This window comes from Streptomyces sp. HUAS MS02 (assembly GCF_055702265.1).
Genome location: NZ_CM146747.1, coordinates 8,638,393 through 8,656,489, shown reverse-complemented (window position 1 = coordinate 8,656,489; position 18,097 = coordinate 8,638,393). Strand labels below are relative to the sequence as shown.

The 18,097-nt window shown below is 70.5% G+C and carries 18 protein-coding genes and 3 pseudogenes; 7 read left to right on the top strand and 14 right to left on the bottom strand.

Annotated elements, in window-relative coordinates; genetic code table 11:
- Positions 1–133: 133 nt before the first annotated feature.
- Both ACZ9QC_RS37370 and ACZ9QC_RS37365 read right to left on the bottom strand, forming a co-directional pair.
- Positions 134–777, bottom strand: a pseudogene (locus ACZ9QC_RS37370) (alcohol dehydrogenase catalytic domain-containing protein); the annotation flags it as partial.
- Positions 663–1,007, bottom strand: a complete 345-nt coding sequence (locus ACZ9QC_RS37365) for a hypothetical protein (RefSeq protein ID WP_472921916.1) — start codon at positions 1,005–1,007, stop codon at positions 663–665. The pseudogene ACZ9QC_RS37370 and the gene ACZ9QC_RS37365, both read right to left, overlap by 115 nt.
- On the opposite strand from ACZ9QC_RS37365, the gene ACZ9QC_RS37360 reads away from it, so the two are divergent.
- The 4 genes and pseudogenes from ACZ9QC_RS37360 to ACZ9QC_RS37345 all read left to right on the top strand — a co-directional run.
- Positions 937–1,152 (top strand): hypothetical protein, encoded by a 216-nt coding sequence (locus ACZ9QC_RS37360; RefSeq protein WP_472921996.1) that lies wholly within the window; start codon positions 937–939, stop codon positions 1,150–1,152. The two genes, ACZ9QC_RS37365 and ACZ9QC_RS37360, sit on opposite strands and share 71 nt — an antisense overlap.
- Positions 1,153–1,442: 290 nt before the next feature.
- Positions 1,443–2,264 (top strand): ribonuclease domain-containing protein, encoded by an 822-nt coding sequence (locus ACZ9QC_RS37355; protein ID WP_472917134.1) that lies wholly within the window; start codon positions 1,443–1,445, stop codon positions 2,262–2,264.
- 162 nt (positions 2,265–2,426) lie between these two features.
- Positions 2,427–2,909: a barstar family protein gene (locus tag ACZ9QC_RS37350; protein WP_472917133.1), complete on the top strand. Its 483-nt coding sequence runs from the start codon at positions 2,427–2,429 to the stop codon at positions 2,907–2,909.
- Positions 2,910–2,989: 80 nt separating this feature from the next.
- Positions 2,990–3,405 (top strand): annotated as a pseudogene (locus ACZ9QC_RS37345) (CoA-transferase); the annotation flags it as partial.
- A 4-nt stretch (positions 3,406–3,409) separates the two neighbouring features.
- Here the strand turns inward: ACZ9QC_RS37345 and ACZ9QC_RS37340 are convergent.
- Together ACZ9QC_RS37340 and ACZ9QC_RS37335 are read right to left on the bottom strand one after the other, a co-directional pair.
- Positions 3,410–3,629: pseudogene (locus ACZ9QC_RS37340) on the bottom strand (IS5/IS1182 family transposase); the annotation flags it as partial.
- A gap of 162 nt (positions 3,630–3,791) precedes the next feature.
- A complete protein-coding gene (locus ACZ9QC_RS37335) occupies positions 3,792–5,036 on the bottom strand; it encodes an MFS transporter (protein ID WP_472917132.1) in 1,245 nt (414 codons plus the stop codon).
- A gap of 445 nt (positions 5,037–5,481) precedes the next feature.
- Between ACZ9QC_RS37335 and ACZ9QC_RS37330 the strand changes: the two genes are divergently transcribed.
- Positions 5,482–5,997, top strand: coding sequence for a cupin domain-containing protein (locus ACZ9QC_RS37330; RefSeq protein ID WP_472917131.1), 516 nt, complete (start codon positions 5,482–5,484; stop codon positions 5,995–5,997).
- 83 nt (positions 5,998–6,080) lie between these two features.
- Here the strand turns inward: ACZ9QC_RS37330 and ACZ9QC_RS37325 are convergent, their stop codons facing one another.
- From ACZ9QC_RS37325 to ACZ9QC_RS37295, 7 genes are read right to left on the bottom strand one after another with little or no spacing between them, the layout of a single operon-like run.
- Positions 6,081–7,235 carry an alpha/beta hydrolase family protein gene (locus tag ACZ9QC_RS37325; protein ID WP_472917130.1) on the bottom strand — a complete coding sequence of 385 codons (1,155 nt, stop codon included), beginning with the start codon at positions 7,233–7,235 and terminating at the stop codon, positions 6,081–6,083.
- Between the two features lie 40 nt (positions 7,236–7,275).
- Entirely contained in the window at positions 7,276–8,052 is a 777-nt protein-coding gene (locus ACZ9QC_RS37320; protein WP_472917129.1) for an SDR family NAD(P)-dependent oxidoreductase, read from the bottom strand.
- Between the two features lie 11 nt (positions 8,053–8,063).
- Positions 8,064–9,014 (bottom strand): VOC family protein, encoded by a 951-nt coding sequence (locus tag ACZ9QC_RS37315; protein WP_472917128.1) that lies wholly within the window; start codon positions 9,012–9,014, stop codon positions 8,064–8,066.
- Complete coding sequence (locus tag ACZ9QC_RS37310; RefSeq protein ID WP_472917127.1) at positions 9,011–9,139, bottom strand: hypothetical protein; 129 nt, start codon at positions 9,137–9,139, stop codon at positions 9,011–9,013. The genes ACZ9QC_RS37315 and ACZ9QC_RS37310 overlap by 4 nt, the downstream gene beginning before the upstream one ends.
- A 7-nt stretch (positions 9,140–9,146) precedes the next feature.
- Positions 9,147–10,556 (bottom strand): aldehyde dehydrogenase family protein, encoded by a 1,410-nt coding sequence (locus ACZ9QC_RS37305; protein WP_472917126.1) that lies wholly within the window; start codon positions 10,554–10,556, stop codon positions 9,147–9,149.
- Entirely contained in the window at positions 10,557–11,540 is a 984-nt protein-coding gene (locus tag ACZ9QC_RS37300) for a fumarylacetoacetate hydrolase family protein (RefSeq protein WP_472917125.1), read from the bottom strand.
- Between the two features lie 2 nt (positions 11,541–11,542).
- Positions 11,543–11,833, bottom strand: a complete 291-nt coding sequence (locus ACZ9QC_RS37295; protein ID WP_055539746.1) for a putative quinol monooxygenase — start codon at positions 11,831–11,833, stop codon at positions 11,543–11,545.
- Between the two features lie 182 nt (positions 11,834–12,015).
- On the opposite strand from ACZ9QC_RS37295, the gene ACZ9QC_RS37290 reads away from it, so the two are divergent.
- The gene (locus tag ACZ9QC_RS37290) at positions 12,016–13,149 is read left to right on the top strand and encodes an FAD-dependent monooxygenase (RefSeq protein ID WP_472917124.1); all 1,134 of its coding nucleotides are present in this window, start codon (positions 12,016–12,018) and stop codon (positions 13,147–13,149) included.
- Between the two features lie 356 nt (positions 13,150–13,505).
- Here the strand turns inward: ACZ9QC_RS37290 and ACZ9QC_RS37285 are convergent, their stop codons facing one another.
- Positions 13,506–14,444, bottom strand: a complete 939-nt coding sequence (locus ACZ9QC_RS37285) for a LysR family transcriptional regulator (protein WP_472917123.1) — start codon at positions 14,442–14,444, stop codon at positions 13,506–13,508.
- Between the two features lie 109 nt (positions 14,445–14,553).
- On the opposite strand from ACZ9QC_RS37285, the gene ACZ9QC_RS37280 reads away from it, so the two are divergent.
- Positions 14,554–15,486, top strand: coding sequence for a LysR family transcriptional regulator (locus ACZ9QC_RS37280; protein ID WP_472917122.1), 933 nt, complete (start codon positions 14,554–14,556; stop codon positions 15,484–15,486).
- Here the strand turns inward: ACZ9QC_RS37280 and ACZ9QC_RS37275 are convergent, their stop codons facing one another.
- Entirely contained in the window at positions 15,487–16,503 is a 1,017-nt protein-coding gene (locus ACZ9QC_RS37275; RefSeq protein WP_472917121.1) for an ABC transporter permease, read from the bottom strand. It lies immediately after the preceding gene.
- Positions 16,500–18,086 carry a sugar ABC transporter ATP-binding protein gene (locus ACZ9QC_RS37270; RefSeq protein WP_472917120.1) on the bottom strand — a complete coding sequence of 529 codons (1,587 nt, stop codon included), beginning with the start codon at positions 18,084–18,086 and terminating at the stop codon, positions 16,500–16,502. The genes ACZ9QC_RS37275 and ACZ9QC_RS37270 overlap by 4 nt, the downstream gene beginning before the upstream one ends.
- Positions 18,087–18,097 lie beyond the last annotated feature (11 nt).

The following is an 18,097-nucleotide window of genomic DNA, read 5'->3' as shown; positions in this document are numbered from 1 at the left end:
ATGTGCCGCCGCCGGGCACTCCTTTGCAACTCGCCGCACAGGCTGGATTCCCTTCCGGTACTCTCCGGTCCGGCCGGGGTGTTCGGCTGCGGGACTCTGCCGATACCGCGTCGACCGGGCGGGCGTCCGTCGTCGGGTCGAGCGCGAGATCGGCACCGAAGGCGAGGGCCCCCTCCCGAGCCGTGGGCAGGGGGTCCACCGCGATGACCGGGGCCGCGCCGACCATACGGGCGAGCCGGATGCCGTGGGCACCGAGGCCGCCCGCACCTGATCCCGACCGCCTGCGCCGGGCGTACCGCACCCGTTTCCGCCATGGCGGCGTACGGGGTGGAGACGGCGTCGGGGATGATGGCGGCCTGGTCGAAGGGGAGGTCGTCCGGCAGGGCGATCAGGGTGTCCTCGCGAGCCACGGCGCACTCGGCCCAGCCGCCGTCAGGGTCCACACCTCGTGTCAGCGGCCGCCGACACGAGGTGCGACGCGGACAGGCGCCACATCCGCCGCACGCCCCCGGCCTGCAGCACCGCCCGAGTACCGGGCTTCCGTCCCCCGGCCACCTCCGGTCCCACGGCGTGGACGACGCCGGCGACCTCATGGCCGAGCGTGACGATGCACGTCTTCGCGACGGCGTCGACGGGGAACGCGGGACTGATGCTGCCGTCGATCAGGTGGACGTCGGACAGGCATACGCCCGCGGCCCCCACCTCGACCAGCACCTCGCCCGGGCCGCGGGTGGGCACGGGGGCCTCTTCGGCGTGCCTGTCGGAGCCAAGGAACAGTCGGCACCGTGACACGCGCTTGCCCCCTGTGCCGCCAAGGTGCGCGCTGCGTCCGGGATCAGGTCCTCCTGCCCGGCGATGACCCGCCGCTGGCCGAGCTCGACGAAGGTGTCCCGGGGGTGCACTTGCTGGCTCTCGGCGGCGGCCAGGACGAGCCTTTTGAACCCGGAGAACACCGCGGTCAGCCCGGAGGCGAGGCTGGTGGAGTCGATCGTCGGCGGGGCGGGCATCAGCGTCGGGGCCCGCGCGTTGAATGCCAAGCTGAACGCCTTCCCGGGACGCCTCGACTTCCACAGTGGCGGCCACACGCACACCGCATCGGTCGCTGTTGAGGTGTGGGACGGGGAGCCTCCCGCCCAGGACCCCTCGATGTGAGCACCGGCACAGCGGGCCTCGATCCGCCCGCGCTCCTCTGACCAGGTCATCAGTGGCTGCGTTTATCAGGAAACCTGATGTTGCCTGTTGGTCGGGACATTTGACCCTGGTGGTCTCTGTGCTTCTTGAGAAGACTCGCCGCACAGCGCGCGTTCACCGGTGATCAGGCCGCACACGCCTCGCCCTGGTAGCTCCCGGGATGCAGAAAACCGCCCCGCGAGAGCTCGCCCACACCCATCTGCCTGGGGGCGACGGCCCGTCACGATCCACGTACGAAGGAGTCTTCCGCTATGACTTCGGAACGAACCACGGCCGCCGAGCCCGCCGGCGGCCAACGCCACAAACGCCGATCCCGCTGGCTCAGCGGGAAGTTCCTGGCCTTGTTCCTCGCCATCGCGACCGTCCTGGGTGGCGTGACCCTGCTGACGACCGAGTCGCAGCAGAAGGCGAGCGCCGCCGTGGACAACGGCAGCGGCTTCACCTTCCCCGACCGTCTCGACGACATGGTCGCGTTCTGGGCCTCCAAGGGCTGGCCGCTGAACAAGGCCACGTCCTCGGAACAGGGCACTGACGCGAACGGCAATCCCGCAGGGCTCCAGTTCATCTACCGCGGCGGCACCTACGGCGATCGGGACGGCCAGCTCACTGCCTTCATCCAGGCCAACTTCCCCACCGCGCTGGCGCCGAGCTTCAACGAGTACGACATCGACTTCCGGCCCACCCGGAGGACGCCGCGCAACGCCGACCGGATCGTTCGTGACTCGACCAACGGCTTCATCTTCTTCACCGACGACCACTACGCCAACTTCCACCTCTACGCCTACCAGAACCTCCCCGACGTGGACGACGCCCAGCCGGAGATGCCCAACATCCCCCACACCATCGACAACTCCCTCACTCCGGTCGCGGAGGAGACCGCCGGCGACCCGCCCCCGGGCGGCCAAGGCGGTGGCACACCGGACCCGAACGTCATCACGCCCATCGAGGACCCGGACTTCGAGGTTCAGAACAACGATCGGCTGGGCGAGGCCGACGAGAGGGGTGACCTCATCTACCAGCAGATCGGGACCCTCCTGGTCGGCCTCCTGCTGGTCATCGGGAGGAGCGTGTGAGAATCGAGAGCGGGACCGGGACCCCGCGCTGATCGCACGGGCCCGGAGATCACGCGCCGAAGAACGGGTGCTCCGCGGTGCCTTCCTCCGCGGAGCGGCCGGCGGCCCCCGCTCGTGAACTCCGGGCCCAGGGCCCCCCTTCGCCATCACCGAGGACGCCTCATGCACTGGCTGGAACTGACCGTGAACGAACCAACGGGAGAGATCCATCCCGTAGTGGTTCAGGGCGCCGACTGCCGCACCAGGGCAGCGCTCTTCTTCGCGTGGGCCCGGGCCCTGGATTTCCCCGGCCACTTCGGCCACAACTGGAACGCCTTCCATGACTGCGTCTCGGAGAGGGCCTTGTGGCACTCCGACCCCGACGGGCCGCCCCCCACGGGCCCGCTGACGATCCTGGTCGAGGACGCCGCCCTGCTCCTCACCGACGCGCCCCCTTCGGAACTCCACGTTCTGCTGCAATCCCTCTCCGACGCCGCCACGGTCGCCGCCGACGACGAGGACGCCGGCGTGTATCCGGACGGCTTCCGAATCCGTGTACTACTGCACGACACCCCGCACCGGCTCCGCGTCCTCGCCCGGCGTGTCCAGGCCGCGGCCCCGGACCGGCTGCACGAAGAACGCGATGAGCGTGGGGAACTCCGCTGACACCTCTGGCAGCGGATCGTGGAGTTGGCGCCGGCGCAAGCAGCCGACAAGCACATCGAGAAGAGGACGGTACGTTCCTGATGCCCTGGACCCGCGACCAGATGCCCGCCCGCGCCGCCGCCGAACTCACCGACGGCTCCTACGTCAACCTCGGCATCGGCCTGCCCACCCTCATCCCCGGCCACCTCCCGCCCGGCGTGCACGTCGTCCTGCACTCCGAGAACGGCATCCTCGGCACCGGCCCCACCCCACCGAGGACCAGGTCGACCCGGATCTCATCAACGCGGGCGAGGAAACCGTCACCGACCTGCCCGGCGCCTCCTTCTTCGGCTCGGCCCTGTCCTTCGGCATGATCCGCGGCGGCCACATCGACACCGCCGTACTCGGCGCCATGCAGGTCTCGGAACACGGCGACCTCGCCAACTGGATGATCCCCGGAAAGACGGTCAAGGGCATGGGCGGCGCCGTGGACCTCGTCCACGGCGCCCGCCGCGTCTCGACGCGCGTTCAGCGAGCCGGTCGATGACCCGGCTGGTGCAGGCGTGGGCGGTGGACGCGCCGATACCGAATCCGGCAGCGATCTTCGCGAGCAGTGCCACCATGGCGCGCTGAGACGGGCGGAGCCTGCAGCGCCGGTCGCCCTCACGGGTGACGACGGGCATGGCCACCCACTCCACGAGCGGCATGGGGCAGGTCGAGTGCGGCAGGACAGATGACCAACGAGGGCCCCGAGCAGCGTTGTTGAGACGTCAGGCATCTCGATCGACAGCTCAGGGGCCTCGCTCGTTGCGCTTCGCAGCCTGTCACCTGATCAGGGACCAGCTCGAAGAAGCTCAATATGCCACGCGGTGCCGAGCCGGGAGACGGATGGCCAGGCCCGGCTCACGCTGGCAGGGTCTCCTGCGGGCTGGCCTTCCGGAGGAGGGGCATCAGTGCGGCCGCCACGAGCGCGCAGGCGAGGCCGAGGACGCCGACGGCCGTCGTGAGGTGGCCGGTGGTGGACTTGAGGGTGAGCAGGGCGGGTGGGCAGAGGAACTGCCCGAGGAAGAACGACGCGATCCACAGTCCGGTGCCCCGGCCACGGTTGCGGTATTCCAGCTTCGACATGGCCCAGGTGAGCAGCGTGGGCAGCAGAAGGCCGGTGCCGATGCAGTTCAGGAAGGTGCCGAAGATCAGAATCGCCACGTTGTGGGCCAGGCTGATCAGTACGAACCCTGCTGCGCACAAGGCGAAGATCGCGGCCAGTCTGCGCTCCGGCCGGCCGATCATCGAGGCGAAGATGACCGAACCGATGACCGTGGCCGTGCTGGCAATTGCGGTGACCATGCCGATGAGCGTGCTGGACTGTATGCCCAGGCCGTTCATCAGGTAGGCCGTCTCGGCCGGGACGACGTAGAAGACGATGCCACCGAACACCGAGAGCAGGCAGATGCCGGCCAGCCGCCCGGCCGAGGAGGGCCGATGCCTGACGGTCAGCGTCTCGTCCACGGGGGCGACCGGCCCGGGCTTGGACAGGAATGCGGCCATCGCGGGGGCGAGGAGCAGCCCGACGGCGTAGAGCTGGAACGGGGCGCGCCAGTCCGAGGTGGCCATCGCCCCGCCGAGTATGAAGAAGGCGGTGGCGGAAATGGTGGCGCACACCGTCTGCAGGGCCAGGTAGCGGTGGCGTGCCTTGCCCGCGTAGTAGTCGCCGATCAGCGTCGTGCAGGAGGTCAGGACGAAGGCCTCGGCGACACCGAGGAAGGCACGGCTGGCCACGATGGCACCGAGCGACTCCAGCCACAGCGGAGCGGTGCCGAACAGCGCGTACAGGACGGTTGCGACGATCAGCGGAATCCTGCGTCCCAGGTGGTCGAGCAGGACACCCGCGAGGGGGGCGACCAGGGCGACCGTGAGCGCGGGAATCGTGAGAATCAACGGGACCAGTACGTCCGCGTCCGGCACCGTCCTGAACAGCTCCTGCAGCTTCGGCAGCACGGGAGCGAGTAGCACCGCGCCGAGGACCGGCAGACAACTCCCGCTCATCAGGAGCGTCAAGCGCAGCCTGCCCCCGGATTCCGGCACGGGCTCGGTGCTGCGGACGGCGAAACCGTCGGTGGGAGCGGGTGAGGAGGTGAAACCGGGCACGCAAGGCCTCCACGCGGGCGGTGACAGGGCACGCGGCAGGCTGCCGCCGTGGCCGTGCCACACCGCGGAGCGCCAGTGCACCGAAGGGAAACGCCCGGAGGAATGAGGGGCGTCTGGACTTGCACGACTATCGGGCAAGTTACTCCCTGTCGCCTACCCCCTACGCCATTCAACTGGCAGATCTCGCCTATCCATTCTCTGGATGGTTCCCGGTCCCGATCTCCCGCCGATACCCGGCATCACGAGAAACGGCCGGTCGGGGTCCGTTCAGGCCGCCGGTCGGCAGGGCGGCAGGGCGGTGGGGGCAATGGCACCCATCGCCGCTGCTGATGGAGAGGGACCTTGTGGCCGCCGAGGGGATTCTCGTTGACTCGGCGTGCGGCGGCCGTCGCCCCCTCACACGGAACGGAATCGAGGCAGCATGAGTCGAGGAATTCCTCGTCGGGTGGTCACCGGGCATTCGCCGACCGGTGTCTCCGTCGTCGTATCGGACGGGCCGGTGCCCGTGAGCCGCTCCCTCCCGCAGGACGGAGTGGCCTTCCACGAGATCTGGAACACGACCGGCGCCCCGGCCCCGATCGCCGCGGTGGAGGCCGACCCCACCGAGCGGGAACTGGCGGTTCCGCCGCCCCCGTCGGGCACCAAGATCCGTATCAACGAGTTCGAGCCGGGACACCTGGACGAACGGGGTCTGCAGTCGCCGGTGCACCGGACCGCGTCGGTCGACTACGGCATCGTGCTGGAGGGCGAGATCACCCTGGTGCTGGACGACTCGGAGGTCACGCTGCGGGCGGGCGACGTCGTCGTCCAGCGTGGCACCGACCATGCCTGGGCGAACCGTGGCGAGGTACCGGCCCGGGTGGCGTTCATCCTGGTGGACGGCCGTTTCGACGACGCCCTCGCCGAGGCGCTGCCGGGCGCAGGCCTGAACGGGCTGATGCGGGGCGGTCCGAGGGACTGAGCCCTCCTTCCGCCACCTCGGCCCCTGTGGTCACCGCCGTCGATCGCTCCCCCGGTCGACGGCGGCGCCTTTTGCCGTGCGTGTCAGGTCAGTTCGGCGAAGGTGTCGGCGACCCAGTCGGCGGTGAACGAGGCGACGTGCGGCAGGTGGTCGAGGCCGACGTGCTCGGTCGCGCCCTCCTCGGCGGTGAACACCCGCAGCTCCCGCTTGGGGCTGCCCACGGCCTGTTCGTAGGACCGGTGGGCGTACTCGACGGAGATCTGCCGGTCGTTCTCGCCGTGCGTGACGAGGAACGGGCACGTGATCTTGTCGACGACCCCGTCCAGGGTGATGCGCTCGGCGTTCTTGATGAAGGTGTCGACGTCCGGCTCGCCCCACACCCACAGGACGTGCTCCCAGTAGTGCGGCACCGGGTTCTCGCCCTCCCGCTCCAGCCGGCGCTTCTGCACCTCGCCCCAGTTGTGGTTGGCCCCCCACGCGACGACGAGCTTCAGCCGCTTCTCGAAGGCCGCGGCGCGCGGCGCGAAGTAACCGCCGAGCGACCAGCCGACGAGCCCGACGCGGTCGGCGTCGACGTCGTCCCGGGTCTCCAGGTAGTCCACACAGGCCCGCGCCCAGTCCTCGGTCTCCACCCGCGCCGTCAGCCCGAGCAGCCGCAGGGCCTCGCCGCTGCCGGGACAGTCCACCATGAGCGTGGAGATGCCGCGGGCCGCGAGCTCGTGGCACCAGCCCGAGGTGTACATGTGCTCCTTGGTGCTGTCCAGGCCGTTCCACATGATGATGCAGGGGGCCGGGCGTCCGTCCCTGGGTTCGGCCCGGGTGAAGTAGGCGGGCAGCGCGGTGCCCTCGAAGGGCACCTCGACGCGGGTGGTGGCCGGGTCCAGCAGCTCGAACGACCTCTGCAGCAGGCGCAGGCAGTGTTCGTAGATCGCTGTGCGCCCCGGTGAGGAGACGCTCTGCATCCGCTCCGCCTGGCAGACGTACGCCGCGGCGCGCAGGTACTTCTGGCCCGCGGTGCGCCGGTGTCCGGCGTCCTCGGCCTGCCGGGCCTGCTCCTCCAACTGGTCGGCGACGCCCTGCCAGGCCTTCATGAAGTCCGTGGTCCCCGCGTCACCGCGCGCGGCCGCCTCCCGGATGGGACGGCAGGCCCGGTCCACCTCGTCGATGGTGCCGCCGCTGTTGAGGGTGGCGACCACACCGAGGTTCCAGATGTAGTTGCCGGGAAAGTACTCGAACATGTCTCTTGGTCCTTACTGAGTACGGCTCGAACACGACCGGTTACGGCGCGGCGATGGCGTCCGCGATGCCCTTGTGGGAGACATGGGCCGTGAGACCGCCGTCGACCACGAGTTCGGCGCCGTTGACGTACGCGGACTCGTCGGACACCAGGAAGACCATCAGCGGCGCGATGTCGGCCGGGGTCCCGGCGCGGCCCAGGGGGATCTCGGCCAGCGCCGCCGAGGTGAAGGCGGGTGACGCCGACGCCATCAGCGGGGTCTCGATCAGGCCCGGCATGACGGCGTTGACCCGGATGCCGCGCCCGCCGAGTTCGAGGGAGGCGGTGCGGGTCAGGCCCCGCAGGGCCCACTTGCTGGCGGTGTACGCGGCCGCGACGTGCCCCGCCATGGCCGCCACCGAGCAGACGTTGACGATCGAGGCGCCCGCGCGCATCAGCGGGACGAGCGCCTGGATGCCGTGCAGCGGTCCGGTGACGTTGATGTCGAAGGTGCGCTGCCAGGCCTCCGGGTCCACGTCGGGTATCCGGTCCCGGGCGGCGACCCCGGCGTTATTGACGAGGGCGTCGACCCGCCCGTGGTGTTCCTCCAGGTAGGAGGCGAGGGCGTCCCACGCCTGCCGGTCGCGGACGTCGAGAGGCAGGTAGGTGACGTGCAGCCCGTCTGCCGCCAGCCGCCCCGCGAGCGCGTGGCCCTCGGCGTCGAGCACGTCGGTCGCCAGCACCGTAGCGCCTTCCCGTGCCAGCGCCTCCACCTCGGCGGCGCCCTGGCCCCGGGCGCCGCCTGTCACGACCACGACCTTCCCGGCGACCCGTCCCATGGCCCGCCCCCTCATACCGGCGGCGCGACGAACACGCCGCGGTCCACGTCGTTGAAGCTCTCCTTGGCGATCAGCTCGCTCATCGGATCGGCGGTCCCCCACTGGTCCTGGGTGAGCGGGTCGTCCACGTCGTAGATGTGCGGATGCCAGGCGTCCTCGTCGAGCCGTTCGAGTTCGGTGGTGTACTCCATGGTGTTGCCGCTCGGATCGAGGAAGTAGGAGAAGGTGTTGTTGCCGGCCAGGTGGCGGCCGGGCCCCCACACCTTCTTGATGCCCGCGCGCATCACCCGGCCGGTGCCGCGCAGGTACTCGTCGATGCCGCGCATCTCGAAGGACACGTGGTGCACCGAGGTGTGCGGGCCGTGGGCGATCGCCAGGCTGTGGTGCCGGTCGTTGCACCGCATGAAGTGCATGAGATCACCCATGCCGTCCTTGTGCAGGGTGTCGCTGAGCCGGAACCCGAGGTGCCGTTCGTAGAAGGACCGGGTCCGGGCGATGTCGGTCGAGTTCACGACGGCGTGCGAGATCCGTACCGGGACCGACTCGCCCTCCTCGACCTTGCGGTGCGTACGGACCTCGACGTCGGCGGAGATCTCGACGGTGCGGCCGTCGATGTCGAAGAACCGGAACCCGTAGCCGCCGCCGGCGGTGGCGAGGTCGCCGGGTTCGGTGACGAGCGGGACGTCGGCGGTGCCGAGGCGCTGCGCGAGCGCGTCGACGGCGGCCCGGTCCGCGGCTCCGAAGGCGATCAGATCGAGGCGCTTGTCGGCGGCGTGGCGCAGCCGGATGACGTACTGCTCGGGTGATCCCTCGGCGGCCAGGTAGGAGAGGTCGCCGTCCGAACCGACCTCGGTCAGGCCCCAGGTGTTGGTGTAGAAGGCGCGCTGGGTGGTGTAGTCGGGTACGGCGAGGTCGACGTGCCGTAGGTGGGTGATGCCGAACTCGTTGGGCTTGTCGCTCATCTTGTGTCCCTTGGGGTGGGGGCGCTCAGCCGAGGGCCGGGCTGCCTGCCGTCGATGACGAAGAGGGGGATGCGGTCGAGCACCAGCCGCTTCAGCCCGACATGGTCGAGCGTGTCGCTGCTCATGGCTCCCTCACTCGGTTTCGGCCGGGGCCGCAGCAGGGTCGGCTCCGACGAAGACCGTGCGGACGTTGGTGAACTCGCGGACGCCCTCCGCGCCGAGCTCCCTGCCGTGTCCGCTGCGGCCGATGCCGCCGAACGGCAGCCGGGGGTCGGAGGCGACGAGGGCGTTGACGAACAGCGCCCCGGAGCGGATCCGGCTCCCGACCGCCAGGCCCCGCCCGGACCCGCTCCACACGGCCGCGCCCAGTCCGAACTCGGTGTCGTTGGCCAGCGCCACGGCGTGGTCGTCGTCGCGTGCCCGCACGACGCAGGCCACCGGCCCGAAGGTCTCCTCGGTGAAGCCGGTCATGCCCGGCTCGACCCGGTCCAGGACGGTGGGCGCGTAGTGGAAACCGGGCCCGTCGAGCGGCCGTCCGCCGGTGACCAGGACGGCTCCCTGGCGAATGGTGTCGGTCACTTGGCGGTGCAGGGCGTCCCGCAGGTCCGCGCGGGCCAGCGGTCCCATCGTCGTGCCGTCGGCCGTGGGGTCGCCGACCGTGATCCGCTCGACCTGATCGGCCAGCAGCGCGGTGAACTCGTCGGCGATCGCGTCGGCGACGATGAACCGCTTGGCGGCGATACAGCTCTGTCCGGCGTTGCCGAACCGTGAGCGCGCCGCGGCGTCGGCGGCGGCCGGGAGATCGGCGTCGTCGAGCACCACGAACGGGTCGGAGCCGCCGAGTTCGAGGACGCTCTTCTTCAGTGCCGCGCCCGCCGCGGCTCCCACGGCCGCACCGGCGCGTTCGCTGCCGGTGAGGGTGACGGCGACGACCCGGTCGTCGGCGATGATCCGCGGGACGAGGTCGGTGACGTCGCCGTCGGCCACGAGCACCGAACGGAACAGTCCTCGCGGCGCGCCCGCGTCGGCGAAGAGCGCCTCGACGGCGAGCGCGCAACCCGTCACATTGGGCGCGTGCTTCAACACGGCGGCGTCACCGGCGGCCAGCGCGGCGCAGGCGAACCGCAGCACCTGCCAGAACGGGAAGTTCCACGGCATCACCGCGAACACCACGCCCAGCGGTTCGTACGACACCCAGGAGCGGCCCGCGGCACTGGCGACCTCGTGGTCACCCAGCCAGTCGGCGGCGTGGTCCGCGACGATCCCGCAGTTCCAGGCGCACTTGTCGATCTCGCCGCGTGCCTCGGCGAGCGGCTTGCCCATCTCGGCGGTGATCAGGGCGGCGTACCGTTCGCGCCGCTCGGTCAGGAGCGCGCCGACCCGGCGCAGCAGGTCGCTGCGCTGCTCGACGGAGGTCGAGGACCAGGTGGTGAACGCCCCTGCCGCCTCGTCGAGGACGGAGTCGATCTCGTCCCAGCCGTGCGCCGGGTAGGTCGCGAGCGGCTTGCCGGTGGCGGGGTCGACGGTGTTGATGGACGGCACTCAGGCCTCCTCTCGTACGTGGCGGCGCGCGGCCGGGATCGGCGGGGCGGTCTCCTGCGAGACGACCAGCCTGTTGCGGATGACGCCGATGCCCTCGATGTCCATTTCGACGACGTCACCCGCCCGCAGGGGCGGTGGTTCGAAGGTTCCGGTGCGGCCCCAGGTCTCCGCGAGGGCTCCCGTGGCGCAGGTGCCGGAGGCGATCACCTCTCCGGCCTTCACCCAGGACGCGCGTGAGGCGTAGGACAGCATCTCCTCGAAGGACCAGCTCATGTGGCCGGACCGGTCGGAGCCGACGTCGACGCCGTTGACGCGCACGGTCATCCCCAGGTCGACCAGGCCGTCCGTGCTGCGCCAGGCGTCGATCTCGTCGGGGGTGACCACCCAGGGGCCGATGGTGGTGGCGAAGTCCTTGCCCTTGGACGGTCCCAGTCCGATGCGCATCTCTCGGCCCTGGATGTCGCGGGCCGACCAGTCGTTCATCACCAGGTAGCCGCCGATCGCCGCCGCCGCGGCGTCCGGGGTGGCGTTGCGGATGTCGCGGCAGGTCACGATCGCGAGTTCCAGTTCGAAGTCGAGCCGTTCGGTGTCGGGTGGGACCGCCACGTCGTCGAACGGCCCATGCACGGCGTGCGGGGCCATGAACAGGAAGGCCGGTCCCGCGTACCACTCGGGCTCGACGGCGCTCGCGCCCTGCATCCCGCGGCTCACGCCCTCGACATGGGCCTCGAAGGTGAGGAAGTCGCGCATCGCCACCGGGTAGACCGGCGGCAGCAGCACGATGTCCCCGAGCGGGTGCCCGTCGGTCTCCGCGGCCTTGTCGGCCGCCTCGTCCCGCGAGGTGGGGTCGGCGGCGAGGAGACGGATCAGGTCGGTGCCGGCCGGAAAGGGGTGGACCCGCAGCTCGGCGGCGGTGCCGATGACGAGGCCCACGCGGCGCTCGGCCGGCGGGTCCTCGGCGAACCGGAAGGCGGCCAGACGCATCGTCAGCCGATCGTCTCGTAGAAGGCACGCTCGCGTTCGGCCAGGGCGGGGATGGCCTGACCGTGGCCGTACTCCGCGAAGTGCTCGGAAGCGCCGTGGGCGGCGTAGGCGTCCTCGTCGTCGTAGATCTCGAAGAGCCGGAACACCGACGGGTTCGAGGGGTCCTGGTACGCCTGGTAGAACTGGTTTCCCGGCTCCTGACGGGACGGCGGGGTCAGCTTCTCGATCGCGTCGAGGACGATGTCCTCCTTGCCCGGCTTCGCTGTCCAGGTCGCGACGACGACATAGCCCATCTGGTTCTCCTCGGGGCTTGGCGGGGTGGTGGATGACCTTGACGCTACGGGCCGTCCACGACACGCGGAATTCACGGCGAGAGATGCCAGGCATTCGTATCGCTGAGTTCACGGACGGTCGCCGCGGCGCCTACGTTCCGGAAGTCTGTATTTCTCACTCTTGTCGGGAAGGAAACAATGCGATGACCGACGCACGGGTGTCCCGGGTACTCGTCGTGGGCGGAGGGATCACCGGATCGGTGCTTTCCCTGGCCCTGGCCCAGCGTGGCGTGGACGTCGTCCTCGCCGAGATCAGACCGGAGTGGGCCGGAGCCGGCCACGGAATCACCATCCAGGGCAACGCCCTGAAGGCGTTCCGGGCCGTCGGCGTCCTCGACGAGCTGATGGCCCACGGCGTCCCTTTCGACCTGCTCAGGCTGAAGAACGCGGCGGACGGCTCGGTCATCGCCGAGTTCCCCACCCCGCACACCGGCGGTGAGGACCTCCCGTCGACGATGGGCGCGCTCCGCTCCGACCTGGCGGGCATCCTCGCCCGCGCGGTCGTCGCGGCCGGCGTCGACGTACGCCTCGGCACCACCGTCTCCGACGTCACCGACCTCGGCGACGCGGTCACCGCCACGCTGAGCGACGGCTCCACCGTGACCGCCGACCTGTTGGTGGGCGCCGACGGAATCCGCTCCCAGGTGCGGGGCATGCTCGGCATCGAGACCGTCCCCGAGCCGGTCGGCATGGGCATCTGGCGGGTGGTCGCGCCGCGGCCCGCGGCCATGGACTGCGCGGAGGTCTATTACAACGGCCCCAAGTACAAGGCCGGTTACAGCCCCATCTCCGCCGATCTCTGTTACGCCTACCTGCTGGAGGGCAACCTGGACCGCGCGCACGTCGGCGAGTATCCGGGCGGCAAGGTCCTCAAGGAGCGCTCCGAGGGATACGGCGGTATCTGGGGCGAGATCCGGGACGGCCTCGCGGACGACGCCGTCGTGAACTACCAGTGGATCGAGTCCGTGCTGGTCCAGGACCCCTGGTACCGCGGGCGCTCACTCGTCATCGGCGACGCCGCGCACGCCTGTCCGCCGCTCATCGCGCAGGGGGCCGCCATGTGCGCGGAGGACGCCGTCGTCCTCGCCGAGATGCTGACCGGCGACGACTCCGTCGAGTCGGTGCTGCCGGCCTTCATGACCCGCCGGTTCCCCCGGGTGAAGATGGTGCTGGACAACAGTCTCCAGCTCGCGCGGTGGGAGATGAGTCCGACGCCGGACGCCGATCCCGGGCGCATCATGGGCGAGACGCTCCAGGCCCTGAAGGCGCCGGCGTGAGCGGGCGCGCGGACACGCCCGACGGACTGGTCGGCAAGCTGATCCTCCGCGACGACCCGGCGTTCGAGGGGGCGCGGACCGGACGGCTCCTCAACCGTCGGCTGCCCCACCGGCGCCCCGCGGCTGCGCTGAAGTGGTCCACGAGAACAACGTGGTGCTCGGCTCACGGCCGGCCCGCTGACGCGGCAATCCGACCTGGCGACCCGGCAGGTCCGGTCCCTGTCCGACGTGGCTTGGGAGCGTCCGAAGAAGATCCGTGCCGAGCGGGATCCGCACGGCCTCTTCGTGGGCTACCTCGCCGATGAGCGGAGCACCCTGAAAGCTGACCACGGGGCCCGGCCGGTCCGACCGACGGCTCACGGCGTGCTCGGGTCCGGCTCGGCCAGGGTGCCGCCCACCTCGTCGAGCCGCTCGAACAACCAGCGGTGGGCCGGGTCGGACAGCCGGGTGGCCGCGAACCAGTAGCCCTCGGCCAGGAGGATGTCGTCGAACGGCAGCGGGGTCATCGTGAGCGGCCCGGCCGGCCCGGCGTGCAGACGCGCGAGCCGCTCGGGCACGATGGCCACCATGTCGGTGCCCTCGATCACGAAGGGCAGTGGCAGCCAGCCGCTCACCCGAACCCGGATCCGGCGCTCCAGGCCCATCTCGCCGAACGCCCGGTCCACGGGTGTGAGGCTGCTCGGGCCGAAGGTCGCCACGGCGTGCGGCAGTTCGGCCACATCGGTCATCGACAGCCGGCCGTCGGCCAGCCGGGGATTCCCCGGGTCCACCAGGCAGACGAAATGGTCCCGCCACAGTGGCCGTGACCTCCCGGCAAACGCGTAGCCGAGTGGGCCGACAAGGACGTCGTAGTCGACCAGCACCCGTTCCAGCGCCCGCGGATCAGGACCGAGATACAGATGATCCACCTGTAGCCGGATGTTCGGTGCGGCCTCTCGGACCCGCGTCAGAAGGTGCTCGTGCGCCATCGCGATCGCGTAGTCACTCATCAGGAACCGGAACACCCGCTCGCTGGTGGCGGGGTCGAACTCCTCCTCGACCCTGAGCGCCGTGTTGATCAGCCGTAGTGTCTCCTGGACCTCGGGCAGCAACTCGGCGCCGAACGGGGTCAGCTCGTAGTCCCGGCCGTTGCGCGTCAGCAGCTCGTCGTCGAACCTACGGCGCAGCTTCGCCAGCGCGCCGCTCATCGCGGACTGGCTCAGCTCCAGGCGCTGGCCCGCACGGGTCACGTTGCCCTCCTCCAAGAGCACCCGCAAAGCCGTGAGCAGGTTGAGGTCGACTCCTCCGAGCGTCATCGCTCGACTCCTTCCACCGGTCCGACCTGCGCGGGTTGAACGGAGGGTTCCGCAGGCCCCCTGCAGGGGGCCTGCAGGGCTCCTACAATGACGAAAACCGGAGGCGATCATGCACAAGGCCAGACCTCATGTCGACATCAACCTCCTGCTCGCTCTCCAGGCGCTGCTCGAAGAACGTAATCTGACCCACGCGGGAACCCGGATGTCGGTGAGCCAGCCCGCGATGAGCGGTGCTCTCGGTCGGCTGCGTGCCCACTTCGACGACCCGCTGCTGGTGCGCCAGGGCAGGGAATTCCATCTCACCGAGTTGGCCGAACGGCTCCTGCCGGTGGTGGCCGAGGCGGTCGAGTCGGCGGAGGCTCTGCTCGGCGAGTCCCGGGCGTTCGACCCCGCCCGCAGCACCAAGCAGTTTACCGTCAGCGTCTCCGAGTACGCGATGACGGTGCTGGCCGAGCCGATCACCCGGTTCCTGCGTGAGCACGCCCCCGGATGCTCCATCGCTTTCGACGCCCTGCCCTCCGACCGGTCGGCCTTCAACAGCCGTCTCACCCACCGGGACCTGGTCGTCGGCCCGCTCGGCTTCGACCTGCCGGGCAGCCGCCAGCCCATCTTCACCGACGATCTGGTGTGCCTGGTCGCGCGGGACAACCCGTGGACCGCGGATGGGCGGCTGACGGTCGACGACCTGCGGCGGATGCCGCACGCGACGGCCGAGTTCCCCGGAGCCGGTGACGCCAAGCACCCACTGGAGGTGGTGGCCGAGACGTACGGGCTGGGCGACCGGAACATCCAGATCACCGTCAAGAGCCTGCTCACCCTGCCCTACGCGATCGCCGGCACCGAGCTGTGCGCGTTCGTGCCGCTGCGCCTGGCGCGGCGCTGCCTCGACGCCCTCGGCCTGGCGATCGTGGAAACGCCGCTGCCGCCGGTGCCGATCACCGAGGCGGCACACTGGCATCCGCGGCGATCGAGCGATCCGGCAGGTCGCTGGCTTAGGGAGATGCTCTACGACGTCGCGGTCGAGCTCGAGAGCGACAGCTGATCAGGTGGCCTGGCCGCGGTGCCGGCCGAGATAGGTCGAGAAGCCGACGGCGGTCAGGAGCGCGGCGCCGTTGAAGACGGGGCTCACCCAGGCCTCGGCTCCGGCCAGGGTCAGTCCGCTGACCGCGACGGAGACGAACAGGACGCCTATGACCGTGCCGACCACGTTGAAGAACCCGGGCCGTACGGCGGTCGAGCCGAGGAACGCGGCCGCGAGGGCCGGGAACAGCAGGCTGGTGCCCGAGTCGGCGGTCGCGCTGCCGGTCCGGGCGAGTTGCAGGATGCCCGCGGCCGAGGCGATCGTGCCCGCCATCACGAACGAGACCGCGACATACCGTTCGGACCGGATGCCGACCAGCCTGGCGGCGCGCGGGTTCACGCCGATGGCGTACAGCGCCCGGCCGTAGGGAGTCTGCGCCAGCAGGTACCACAGCACCGCGGCGACCACGACCACGATGTAGGCGACCAGCGGAATCCCCGCCAGCGAGGTCGCCCCGAACTGGATCAGGTCCGGCGAGATGCCCTTCAGGATGGTCTGGCCGCCCGTGTACCACTGGATGAGTCCGCCGAGGAAGGTGGCCATGCCGAGCGTCGTCACGAAGGCGTTCATCCGGAAACGGGTCACCAGCACACCGTTCACCAGGCCGATCAGCGCGCCGACGGCCACGCACACGACACACGCGACGGACAGCGGCAGGTCCAGGCGGGACATGAGGCCGGCGCTGAGCACCGTCGACACCGCGGCGTTGGCTCCCACGGAGAAGTCGAAGTAGCCGCTGACCAGCGGGAGGATCAAGGCCAGCGCGATCAGGGCCACGGTCGCCTGGGTGCTCAGCAGCACCGACAGGTTGTCGACGGACAGGAACACGTCCCGGCTGGCCGGCAGGACCGAGAAGAACACGGCGACCAGAACCAGCAGCGCCAGCAGCGCGTTGCTCTCCACTAGCGAGCGCACCCGGACCGTACGGACGTCGCGGGGGCTGGTCACGGGGGCCTCTTCCGCTACTTGCTGGCTCATGGCTGGTCTCCTGTGGTGAGCACCGAGGACTGGGTGGCGGCGGTCAGATGGTCGGGGGTGAGCCGCGTGCCGGAGAGCTCGGCCGCGACCACGCCGTCCTGGAGGACGAGCACCCGGTCGCACAGCGCGCACAGCTCCGCGAAGTCGCTGGAGGCGACCAGGACCGCGCAGCCCGCCGAGACGGACTGCCGGATGGTGTCGTAGATGTCCCGGCGCGACATGACGTCGACACCCTGGGTCGGCTCGTCGAGCAGCAGGAGGCTCGGGTCGCGGCACAGCCACCGGGCCAGTACCGCCTTCTGCTGGTTGCCGCCGGACAGGGAGGAGAAGACACCGTCCACGCCGGTGGTCTTGACCCGGTGGCGGCGCACCAGGTCCGCCGCCGAGCGGCGTTCCTCGGCCGCGTTCATGCCATGCGGCCGCCAGAAGCGGCGCAGCCGGGAGACCGAGATGTTCTCGCGGACGGTCAGCTCCATGAGGGACGACTCCGCGACGCGGTCCTCGGCGACGTACGCCACTCCCTGGGCCATGCGGGCCTTGACGTCCTCCGCGCCGGACTGGGAGCGGCCGCTCAGTGTGATCGTCCCCGACTCGGGTCGATGCGCTCCGAAGACGGTCTTGAGCAGCGACGACCGCCCGCTCCCGACCAGCCCCGTGACGCCCACGATCTCCCCCTGCCGGACGGTGAGCGTGACTCCCCGCAGCGGGCCCGAGACCAGGTTCTCCACCTGGAGCGACACCGGCCCGGCCGCGGGAGGAGCGGCCGTGGTGGCCGTGGGAGGAGCGGCTGTGGTGGCCGCGGGCTCCTGCGGGGCCCGTTCCAGGTCGCGGCCGGTCATCAGGGCGACGAGCCGGTCCTCGGTGGGGTTCTCCCCGCTCAGGGTGGCGACGGTACGGCCGTCGCGGAAGACGGTGAAGTCCTGCGCGACCGAGAGCACCTCCTGCATCCGGTGGCTCACCAGGAGGACCGTCTGGCCCAGCTCCGCCCGGCGCCGGATCGCGCCGAGCAGGACCTCCGACTCGTGCGCGGGAAGTGTCGCCGTCGGTTCGTCGAGGACGAGCACGGCCCGCGTCGAGTCGTCGTCCTGGAGGGCACGCGCGATGGCCACCATGGTCCGCTGCGCCGGCCGGAGGCTGCCCACGGGCTGCCGCGGGTCCGCCGCGATCTCGAAGCGGTCGAGGAGGGAGACCACGCGGCGCTCCAGCTCCTTCCAGCGGACGGACCGCACCGCGGTGGTGGGGTATCCGGCGTCGAGCGCGAAGTTCTCCGCGACGGACAGCGCGTCGAAGAGACCGAGGTCCTGGTGGACGAAGCGCAGCCCCGCGCCGCTCCCGGCCGCCGCGCTCCAGGTGCGGGCGGGCCACTGCTCCCGCCCGACCTGGATGACGCCCGCGTCGGCCTCGTGGACCCCGGCGAGGATCTTGAGGGCGGTGGACTTGCCGGAGCCGTTACCGCCCAGCAGGGCGTGGACGGTGCCGCGCCGCAGCACGAGCTCGGCATCGTCCAGCGCCTTGGTGGGCCCGAAGGACTTGCGGATCCCCGTCAGACGGACCGCGACTTCCTCGGAGTGGGTGTTCGTCATGATGTCAGCGG